This is a genomic window from Microcoleus sp. N9_A1, assembly GCF_036701795.1.
Taxonomy (GTDB): Bacteria; Cyanobacteriota; Cyanobacteriia; order Cyanobacteriales; family Microcoleaceae; genus Microcoleus.
Genome location: NZ_JAUBRI010000035.1, coordinates 52,371 through 63,387, shown reverse-complemented (window position 1 = coordinate 63,387; position 11,017 = coordinate 52,371). Strand labels below are relative to the sequence as shown.

Genomic DNA, 11,017 nt, shown 5'->3' with positions numbered 1-11,017 from the left:
TTTGTTGGCAGCTTGATGCGACTTGATCACGAGGATGAAGCGCGGATTTGATATCATATTATGTCCGGTCGATTACCCCTAATACGGTAGGGGCGGGTTCACAAAAAATATCTGCCAATAATTGACAATCTCAAAAACCCGCCCTTTAAATCTGAAAATTGCGCTATATTTGTTGGCAGCTTGATGCGACTTGATCACGAGGATGAAGCGCGGATTTGATATCATATTATGTCCGGTCGATTACCTCTAATACGGTAGGGGCGGGTTCACAAAAAATATCTGCCAATAATTGACAATCTCAAAAACCCGCCCTTTTAATCGCGGTCACTCGATCGGACATGATATCATTCCGGCGCAACCAAAATTGATATTATTTCTAATCTTATCTCCTGATCTAAGGAATGAGAATTAAATAACTTCCACTCTTGAAAGTGGGATGGGCGTCCCGCCCGTCCAAAAAAGACGGGCGGGACGCCCATCCCACAATAACAATTAAAATTGTAAGTTATTTAATTCGCGATCCTAAGAGCCCAAAGTGAGTTTTCTCGCCACGATTGGTTATCAGTAGATCCACTATGAGGGGGTGAATAACCTCAATATCAACGTTTTAATTATGCAATCCCCGTAGACGTGCGTAATCGAAATAGTGACAGTGGTTATCTGCGTTCATCGGCGTTTATCCGCCTTCATCTGCGGTAAAAAAAGGCCATAATCTCTAAATAACCCTAACCAATAACTATTTAGCAACCTTAACCTCAGCGCCATCCTTAAGAAAACCAGCCCCAGTAACAACCACCCGATCGCCCGCCTTCAAACCCTTTTTAACCACCACCTTAGCAGCAGTCAAATCGCCCACAGCACCCCCGGAAATTTCCCCTAGTTCCACCGGTTGAGCCTGCACCTTGTCCTGGCCGACAAGTTTGTAAACAATAGAACTGCCGTCAACTTGCGGTAAAATAGCTTTAGCAGGGACTTTCAAACCTTGAGCCGTTGCCGTCGCAATTGATGCGCGCAAAAACATTCCCGATCGCAAAAACTCGCTTGCCGACAAATCAATCTTCACCGTAGCTTGCCGATTTTGCGGGTCAACTAGCGGCGAAATATCTCGCACAGTTCCTGACAACTTGATCCGCTTGTCAGAATCCGAAGTAATTTGCACTGCTGTTCCCGGCCGCACTTGCGAAACCTGAGTTTCCGGTACTTTCAATTGCAGTTCCAGCTTGTTGCCGCGAATAATCGAAAAGAGTTTTTGACTTCCCGAAGAAACATCCCCAACTCGACCAATTCTTTCAGCCACAGTGCCACTATCCGGCGCTCGAACAATAGTTTGTTCTAGTTGAGTTTGTAACTGTTTGACTTGGGCATCATTGCTGCGGACACTTGCTGCGTTATTTCCGACATTTGCTCTGGCACTGCTGACACTCGCTCCGGCCGTATTCACTTTTGCACGAGCGCTGGCGAGGGCTGCCCTAGCCGTACTGATATTAGCTTCACCAGTAGCTACTTGAGCAATAGCCGATCGCACTTCTTCCGCTGCTTTATTCTGTTCTTCCAAAGCTGTATTCAAGTCAGCTTTAGCTTTGTTCAAGTCTTGAACAGCAGTCTGCCGCTCTGTCTTGCGTCTTTCTAAATCTTGCTGACTAATTACTCCCTGAGTCGCCAAATTTTGGCTGCGATTTACTTCTCTTTGAGCCTGATCTAATTTAGCCTGGGCGGAGGCAATGCCTGCTTTAGCTTGAGTGACACCGGCTTTAGCTTGTTCCACACCGGCTCTTGCCTGGCCGACGCCTGTTTTGGCTTGCGCTGCGTCAGCGATGGCTTTTTCAACGCCAGCTTGGGCTTGAGCAACGCCGGCTTGGGCTTCTTGTTGGGCTGACTGAGCTTGCTGCACCTGAGCTTCGGCTTGTTCTACCGTAGAATTCGCCGATTGTACTCCCGCCAGCGCTTCGGCAATTTGCGATCGTAGCACCGAATCGTCCAAAACCGCCATCGTCTGACCTTTTTCTACCGCATCCCCTTCATTCACCAACACCTGCTTGATTTGCAAACCGTTGGCTTGTGGCAGCACCGGCAGCAAGTCATAGGCTGCCACGGTGCCCGTCGCTTCCAAAGTTTCACCCACCTGGGCAGATTCCACAGGCGCCACTGTCACCGTCGGAGCCGTCACCTGCTGGTTTACCGATGGAATTGGAGCTGCCGGAGGCGAACTCTGCTTGCCCCCAGTCAAGTTTACTGCTAGCAGCGTTGCAGCCACGCCAACCCCTGCGCCCGCCAACAAGGCCGGCCACCTGATTTCTTTGCGGGGCCCAACTTCAGTTGCTTCTGGTTCCCAAACCTGTTCCCCCTCCATTTCTGGAACTTCCAGCGCAACTTCTCGTTCATCTTCCTCAGCGGAGAATTGCCAGCGAGATTGGTCTGACACCTCACTTTCAGGTACATCCACTGCTGAATTATTGTCGCGCCCGTTCTCCACGGGGGGAAGGGGTTGCTTTTCTTCGGCTTCTGAAAAAACTTGATTAGTCACGGTAGTTCCGATATTTTTTTGCTAATGTTTACTAACAAACACATAAATTGAGATACTGTTTCAACCAAGGCGTATCAACCGATGCCCGCAGGAAAATCCCACGAGCACCATTTAGAGATTGCTCCACTGCCAGACTTCAATAGCAGATAAGGCTTGGCGATCCAAGGCAGTAATAGCATCTTCATACAGCAGGTTGACAACTTGTGCCGCAGGCTTGCCACCTACTTTGAACACGATGTATGTTTCTGTGCTGGCTTGGATTCATCGTGAGTCCAAGAGCTTGTTCAACAAATCTACAGAATGCGAAAATGACAGAACTAGAGCCGCACAATTCCATCCTTGCTGTCTTTTTTGCATGATTTGCATAAACCCCAATAGACCCGTCCCCGTCAATCATTCCTCGCCAAAAATGCACATTATTGGAAAGGCGGGAATGCACAGATGCAGTATGTGATTTCCTCTCTGTGATTCCAAACTCTTTTAACTTATTGATGATTTTGACTGATTGAAAAGCGTATCTACATGATTTTGTTGATTCGATTTCGAGAATAGCCTGAGATCCCTCAACGAATTGTCTAAACTTTTCTAGGTGAAAAGAGTCTTTTTCTTGAAGGCACAGCGCAACCGTGTTGCCAACGATTGCGGCATCAGCCAACAAGAATCCTAGCCAATAGGTAGCATCATCGGAAGCAGCATCAAAGGCTGACTCGTTTAAAAAATGCCCAGAGGCTTTTCTGCAAACATAACTCCTATCCCGCATCTGAACGCCTCTTCTTTGAAGGAGTGAGTAGACAGAAGACCTGTCTACCTCAAAGTCTCTAGCCCGATCCGAGCAAAGCTCCCCATCTTGATAGCGAATAATTATTTGGTTGTGCTGATCTTTAGTTAGCCTTGTCATTGTCTATATCCTCTGGACAGTGAACAGGGTTTGAGAGAACCAGGAGTTCTCCACCGTTTTGCTTGACCATAAACTCGAATAGCTCAAATCCGAATCTGCACAATCTGTCTCTACAGGCAACAACAATCTTGAGCTGATCTCCGCGCATAAGTCTGACCAGCAGGGCTTGCAGTCCTTTCCTTTTGAAGTTGAGTCCAGAGCCGATGTCTTGGACGATTTCGGCTTCTGGATATCGTTCTCGCATAAATTCAACTTGTCTAGCAAGGTCGTCTCGCTGTTTGGTTGAACTGACGCGACAGTAGCAAATAGTGGCAGATCCAATTGCACCGCGCTGGTATGACTCGACATCGTAGAGTCTTTGCCCTGCTTCGTTTTTGATGCTTTTGATTTTGCCTTCATCTGCGTACTTTCTTAAGGTGTTTGCGTGCAAGCCCAGAAATTCGACTGCTTTTCTGAGTGGTATATATGCCATTCACTCAATCTATAGTGTTTGTGAGCAAATGTAATTATTTGTTAGTAAAAAATACACTGTTGGTTTACCTCTCGCCAGTATGAGCCTTTCCTTTTTTATATTGTAAAGAAAGATTACGATATTATTTAGTTCATTTTAGCGGATGACCTGAGCAGTCCGGCGTCCTCCTTTTGGGTGAGTGTGGCGTCATTTCACCTGAGAATGGCGATTTCGATCGAAGTTTGATCAAAGTTTGTACGATCGACATTTAATTTGATCTGCCTCTGGGGCATACTGAATATTAGCGTGATTTCCGGGCGTGGGGTCGATCGGGCTGGCATTGTCTCTCCCCAACTGGCTTGGCCGTCACCTATCTATCAATGCTGAGAAAAGTCAGTCTAATCTTGAACTGATTATTCCTAACCTATACTCTCACGTGTTTATTGTATAATACGGCACATCTGCCGAAAAAGTTGTGCCACTTTATTTAAAAAAAATCACAATGAATAGCGTCTTTTCTCCCGTCCAACAGTTTCTAATTACTTGGCTACTAATGCTAGTGACGGGATGGTTTACCCTGACTGCTATCAGTTATGTTGGGGAACTGGTCAGCATTTTAGTAACAGCGGGACTCATTGCATTTTTATTAAATTATGCAGTAAAAAGACTGCAAGTATTTTTGCCCCGGGGAGTAGCTGCGGGGCTGGTTTATTTAACAGCAGGTGTGGTAGTAGTAGTAATCGGTTTAACTATTGTGCCACCCGTGTTCAGCCAAGCGAGACAGTTGGGGGTGAGGTTCCCGGATTTACTGGAGTCGGGGCGACTGCAGCTAGCTGAATTTCAAGCATGGAGTGCCGAGCGCAATTTGCCGTTTAACGTGCAAATATTGGAGCAGCAGCTATCAGCGAAAGTGCAGGAACAAGTGCAGGCGATCGCAGGTACGAGTCTAGGCTTAGTTGTCGGTACTGTTAACTGGTTTTTGGACTTGATTTTTATTGTGGTGATTTCCTTTTATATGCTCCTAGACGGGCAAAGAGTTTGGCAGGGTTTAACCAGTATTTTTTCCCCAGACATTCGCTATGTTTTAACAGAGACTTTGCAGCGAAACCTCCAGCGATTTGTATCAGGACAGTTATTGCTGGGACTATTGATGGCTATCTCGTTGACTCTGGCTTTTTGGTGGCTGCAAGTTCCGTTTTTCCTGCTGTTTGCCGTGTTTATAGGATTGACGGAAATAATTCCGTTTATTGGAGCAACGTTGGGAATTGGCACTGTTAGCATAATTGTAGCGTTTATCGATTGGTGGCTGGCGCTGCAAGTCTTAGTAATTGCGATCGGTCTCCAGCAAATCAAGGATAATTTAGTAGCTCCCCGAATCATGGGCAATCTCACCGGATTGAGCCCGGTAATTATTTTCACAGCTTTGCTGTTAGGAGGTAGAGTAGGAGGGTTGTTAGGAGTTATCCTCGCAATTCCGCTCACTGGGGTTGTAAAAAGTATCGTAGAAATTTTACTCAATCCCAAATTGCCTCCCCAAACAGGCTCGTTTTTCTACAATCCTTTTAGCGGCGAGGAGTTGGGAAAAATAACAGAGGATGAAAGTAGAATAATTTTGGTTCCAGACGAACAAAAATAGTCTAATGTTTGTAGTAAAGACTTGAGTCCAGAAAACTTTTATTAGTAAGGAATTCAGCCATTGCTACTAGACATCTTGCACTCATTCACTCTCAATTCTCGAAAGGGATCTGCGTTAATCTGTGTTTATCTGCCTTGAATCTGCGGTTGATCTATCAATCAAATATCTATGCAAGAGGTCTACTGATTCCGTTAAGAAAGAACTAAATTCCTCACTACGAACCACTTAAAATCTCAAACCTCAAAAATTATGAAATGGTGGCAAAATCTTAAAAAGAATCCTCTGGCTCGGTTGGGAGCAGTGCTGCTGTTAATTTTTTATACAGTCGCACTTTTCGCTGAATTTGTGGCACCTTACGACCCCTACGACTCTCAATTAAACGGTTCATTGCTGCCGCCGACTCGGATTTATTTAAGCACCCAAGACGGGCGCTTTATCGGCCCCCACGTTTATCCGACTACTCAGGGCTCGGTGGATGCGAATACCGGCGCTCGTGAGGTAATTGTAGACTGGCAAAAACCCTCTGCTGTTGGTTTATTTGTCAAAGCTTCCCCCTATAAATTTTTAGGATTTTTGCCTTTCGACAGGCACCTGTTTGGCACTACAGGAGAAGGCCAAATTAATCTTTTAGGCACGGATGAACAAGCTCGCGATCAATTCAGTCGCTTAGTACACGGCAGCAGAATTAGCCTCAGCATCGGCTTAGTAGGAATAGCAATTTCTTTTCCCTTGGGATTGTTTGTCGGAGGCATATCTGGTTATTTCGGCAGTTGGATTGATAGTATATTAATGCGTTTCGCCGAAGTATTGATGACGATTCCCGGTCTTTATTTATTAGTAGCGCTAGCAGCAGTGCTGCCCCCGGAATTGACAAGTGCTCAGCGATTTATATTGATTGTGCTGATTACTTCATTTATCAGTTGGGCGGGTTTAGCGCGGGTGATTCGCGGCCAAGTTCTCTCAATTAAACAACGAGAATTTGTGCAAGCGGCGCGGGCAATGGGTGCCAATCCAATTTATATTATTGTCCGCCACGTTTTGCCACAAACTGCTACTTATGTAATTATTTCTGCTACTTTGTCTGTTCCGGGTTTTATTGTGGCGGAGTCGGTTTTGAGTTTAATTGGACTGGGAATTCAACAGCCAGATCCTTCTTGGGGAAATTTGCTATCCCTGTCTACTAATGCTTCAATTTTAGTGTTGCAGCCTTGGTTGGTTTGGCCTCCGGCGATACTGATTATTTTGACTGTTTTGGCGTTTAATTTATTGGGGGATGGGTTGCGGGATGCTCTCGATCCGCGCAGCATTCAAAGGTAATTGGGAGTTAGTAATTCAAATATTTGTAGGGGCGGGTTCACCCAAATTTAGATCGCCAAATTCCCGAACTAAAAAACCCGCCCCCACCCATCGCAAAACCCCAAAAACCTGTTCCCTAATCAGGGTTAGTTGGGGGGGGGGCGGGTTTTTTAATATTTTGGATGTGAATCAAAGATGGTTGGTGAACCCGCCCCTACGAAATTTGTTAATACAAGAATACATCAAAAATACCAATCTTGGTATTTGTAGGGTGCGTCGCTATAAAAAAATCCCTAAATTCAATCGACAATCTCATGTATCCGCACCTTACACGATAGTTGCATAATTTTTCATAATTGCTATTACAAATTACAAATTACTTGAGAATTGCTTGTTTAAGTATTAACAGGTAAGCGGATCGTAAAAGTAGAACCAACACCCTCTTGACTTTTTACGGAAATATTGCCGCCCATCATTAGGCAAAAACGCTGGCTGATTGCCAGTCCCAAACCGGTGCCGCCGTACTTGCGGGTGGTGGAAGCGTCTGCTTGGGCAAAGGGTTGAAAAATATGCTGCAATTGGTCTGAATTCATCCCAATTCCTGTATCTGTACAATTAACAACTAAAAATTCTTTACTAGCACTTGAAGATTGAGAATTCGCCGTAGGTTCAGAAGTGTTTTCTTGTTTTGCTTCGCTGCTGTCGCCCGCAATTTTTTCTCGGCTGGCTGTGAGGGTAATTGTACCGTTTTGAGTGAATTTGGCGGCATTGCTCAGCAAATTCAATAAAATCTGCTGCACTTTCGTAATGTCCCCGTGCATAGTGCCGATATTACTAATTTTGTGTAAGTTGAGAGTGTTGCCGTTTTTCTGAATTAGTGGCACGGCGGTGGAGGCGACTTCTTTAATCAAGGCGGCGATGTCGAAGGTTTCTAAGTAAAGATCCATGCGACCGGCTTCGATTTTAGAAATGTCGAGAATGTCGTTAATTAGCGACAGCAAGTGTCTGCCGGAAGTGCGGATTTTGTCTAAATCTGGGGTGAGTTCATCGTAGCCCAATTCTTCGGTTTCTTCTTGGAGCATTTCGCTGTAGCCGATGATGGCATTCAGAGGTGTTCGCAGTTCGTGACTCATGTTTGCCAAAAATGCGCTTTTTGCGGTGGAAGCGGCTTCGGCTGCTTCTGCGGCGAGTTGCAAGGCGGATTCAAAGACTTTTCGATCGCTAATATCCTCGACGCTGCCTTCATAGTAGAGTACCTCGCCATTGGCGTCGCACACTGCACGCGCGCTTTCAGAAATCCAAATTACCTTGCCGTCAACGCGGTAAACTTGTGACTCAAACCCCGAAACTTCTCCGAATTCTTCCATCACCCGCATAAACTTGTCGCCCTGCTGAGGATTGACGTAAGCTTGCTGCCTGATGTTTGTGAGATTTGATGTCAATTCTTCGGGAGTGGCGTAGCCATAGATGCGGGCTAAAGCTGGATTTACGCTCAAGAAGTGGCCTTCGGGGGTTCTTTGAAAAATGCCTTCAACGGCATTTTCAAAGATGCTACGATATTTTTGTTCTGCTTGACGCAGAGCGCTTTGTGTACGATCGCGCTCGCTGGCTTCGATCGCCAATGATACCAAATCTGCGAGGGAAGCAGCAAAATTTTGTTCTTCTACTGTCCAGTTACGAGGAGTTCCCACTTGTTCGATACAGATGACTCCGACTGTTTGTCCTCCCAGCCGCACCGGCGCATCTAAGGTTGATGTAGTACCCACTTTTGAAAAGTAAGATTCGGCAAATTCTGTGGTTCTAACATCTGAGAGAGCGTCATCGGCTGCGATCGTCCGGTGTTCTTCCAAAGCTTTAAAATAAGCTGGATAGTCTGCTGCTGCGAGTTCAGTACCTTGGGAATGCTGCGGGTTGCTGCGGTGAAATTGGTCGAGACATTGCAGTTTCGATCGGCTTTCATCATACAACCACGCTCCGGCTCGTTCTGCATCTAGGGTATGAGCTGCCGCTTCGGTGATTTGCCTCAAAGCTACTTGCAAATTGCCTCGATATAGCGCTTTATTTCTTGCCAATTCTACCAAAACCGTATTTTGTTTGAGCAATTGTTTTTGCCTTTGGCGCCGCACGGATTCGGCTCGCTTCTGTTCGGTAATATCGCGGGCTACCAAAATGACGGATTCTTCTGAAAGCGGCGAAATGCTGGCGGCAAAACAAACTTCACGGTCGTCAATGGTTAAATCGTACTCGATGCTGACAGTTTGCTGAGTATCTAAAGCAGCTCGGATGTGGTTGAGAAAATTGTCGGCTGTAGCTTGCGGAAACACCTCTCCGACTGTTTTGCCAACTAATTCTTCGGCTGGTTTGTAGAGTAGGGAAAGATTGGTGGGCGCGATTTTTAAATAGCGACCGGTGGAGTCCACAACTAGAATTAATTCGTTCATAGCTGCAAACAAAGCCCGCAATTCTGCTTCTGCAGCTTCGAGTTCGGCAGTCCGCTCTGCTACTCGCTGTTCTAAACTAGAGTTTGTTTGTTCTAGGGCAACAAAAGACGATCGCAATTGTCGGGCCATTTGATTGAAAGACTGAGCCAGGAGGCCGAGTTCGTTGACGCCTTTAACTTCGACTTCGCCGTCTAATTCTGCGGAGGATGTGAAGTCGGCAGATTCGGACATTTTTGTTAAAGCTTTGGAAGCTTCTAGCAATCGGGTAATTGGTGTGACAACCCAGCGAGACGTGAAAATTCCGAGTGCGATCGCCAGTACGAAGGCAAAAAAGCACAATAAAATAGTTATGCGAGTATTGGCATTAATTTGCTCCATAAAGTCTGCTTCCGGGATTGCGACTACAATCAGCCAATCGAGGCCACGGCCGTCTTGCAGGGGAGCAACCGTAATGAACTGACGTTTGCCGTCTAGATCGAAGGTAAACTGTCCTTGGCTGTTAATTTGTGTAAAACTGCCAAATTGTTTTTGCAAGTATGTGGAGGCCGATCGAATGAGCAAATTTTTGCTCCTAGTCGCCAACAGCCGTTTTTGTCCGTCTTTGTCGGTGACAAAGGGCAGTTCGTCTGTGGAACTGGCAACTATTTCCCCGCTGCGTTCGATCGCAAAAACTTGTCCCGACGGGCTAATTTTGATGCTTTTGAGAAAATCGCTGATTTGAGAAAGAGTCAGGTCTATTGCCAGTACCCCCCGCAGGTTTCCTGTTTCATTGTAAATAGGCATCACCGGCGTAATCCCCAGCACTGGCGAGGCCGTGAAGACGTAGATGGGAGACCAAGTGGCTTTTCCTAACTGTTTGGCAGCTTGGTACCACGGTCTTGTACGGGGGTCATAGGCGGCGGTTTGGATGATATCAGTGCGATTTCCTTGGCTGTCCAGGCGATAAATTTGGCGGTTTGGAGCGGTTGATTCGTCTCTGATGTATACTAAGTCTTCTGCTTCTCTTTTGAGCAAAAGGAATTTGCCCTGTTCGTCGCCGTAGTAAATGGTTGTAGTTCGATCGCTCAGCTTGGTCTGGTTCCACAAATAACGCTCTAAGTTGGGGAAGTCTTCGGGATCTAAGTTTCCAGAGGCGATCGCAGCAGTATTCATTTGCAGAAATAAATGAGACACATCCCCAAAACTGCGGAAATTTTCTTTAGTTCTCGCTGCGACTTCCAAGCTTAACCTACTAGCAAGGTCATTGACGGCTTTCTGGCCGTTGCGAAACGATAGCCATCCAGTCACGCCGACTGCTACGGAGATTTGCACCACCAGCGGTATCAACAAAACTAGGCTCAGTGACATCTTGGGCGAGCTTTTCATCAGACAACCTGCTCAGACTTTTTAATAACATCAATATTGTGACACCTACCGGGTTTGCGTATCGTTTGTCGTTTAAAAGATGCCCTTGATATAAGTTACAAAGTCGCATAGCAAGACTGAAGTGCGGTGACCGGTCGCTCAACACTTGGCTAAGGTTTCCACCGCTACTGTAAAAACTTGTAATATCAATGATGCCACTACTTGCCTGAATGTGGCGATCGCTCTGGGGTTTCCCGGTCAAAAAGTCACACCAGTTGACAGTTGACAGTTGACAGTTGACAGTTGACAGTTGACAGTTGATAGCTACCTCTACCTGGAAGGAAGAGGATTGGAGTAATGAATAGTCTTCTTTTAATTTCTCCCGCTTATGGGAGAGGCTTTAAACCAATTATTTCTGGTAAACAAA

6 protein-coding genes are annotated in these 11,017 nt (G+C 46.1%); 2 read left to right on the top strand and 4 right to left on the bottom strand.

Annotated elements, in window-relative coordinates; all coding sequences use genetic code 11:
• Positions 1 to 736: 736 nt before the first annotated feature.
• The 3 genes from QUA58_RS17400 to QUA58_RS17390 form a co-directional block, all read right to left on the bottom strand.
• Complete coding sequence (locus QUA58_RS17400) at positions 737 to 2,524, bottom strand: efflux RND transporter periplasmic adaptor subunit (protein WP_333255036.1); 1,788 nt, start codon at positions 2,522 to 2,524, stop codon at positions 737 to 739.
• 111 nt (positions 2,525 to 2,635) lie between these two features.
• On the bottom strand, positions 2,636 to 2,758 hold the full coding sequence (locus QUA58_RS17395) for a hypothetical protein (protein ID WP_333276740.1): 123 nt from the start codon (positions 2,756 to 2,758) through the stop codon (positions 2,636 to 2,638).
• A 647-nt stretch (positions 2,759 to 3,405) separates the two neighbouring features.
• Complete coding sequence (locus tag QUA58_RS17390) at positions 3,406 to 3,894, bottom strand: IS607 family transposase (RefSeq protein WP_333255040.1); 489 nt, start codon at positions 3,892 to 3,894, stop codon at positions 3,406 to 3,408.
• 481 nt (positions 3,895 to 4,375) lie between these two features.
• On the opposite strand from QUA58_RS17390, the gene QUA58_RS17385 reads away from it, so the two are divergent.
• Together QUA58_RS17385 and QUA58_RS17380 are read left to right on the top strand one after the other, a co-directional pair.
• On the top strand, positions 4,376 to 5,509 hold the full coding sequence (locus QUA58_RS17385) for an AI-2E family transporter (RefSeq protein WP_333255042.1): 1,134 nt from the start codon (positions 4,376 to 4,378) through the stop codon (positions 5,507 to 5,509).
• Between the two features lie 249 nt (positions 5,510 to 5,758).
• Positions 5,759 to 6,826: an ABC transporter permease gene (locus QUA58_RS17380; protein ID WP_333255044.1), complete on the top strand. Its 1,068-nt coding sequence runs from the start codon at positions 5,759 to 5,761 to the stop codon at positions 6,824 to 6,826.
• A gap of 374 nt (positions 6,827 to 7,200) precedes the next feature.
• Here the strand turns inward: QUA58_RS17380 and QUA58_RS17375 are convergent, their stop codons facing one another.
• Positions 7,201 to 10,593 (bottom strand): PAS domain S-box protein, encoded by a 3,393-nt coding sequence (locus QUA58_RS17375; protein ID WP_445301884.1) that lies wholly within the window; start codon positions 10,591 to 10,593, stop codon positions 7,201 to 7,203.
• Between the last annotated feature and the right edge of the window lie 424 nt (positions 10,594 to 11,017).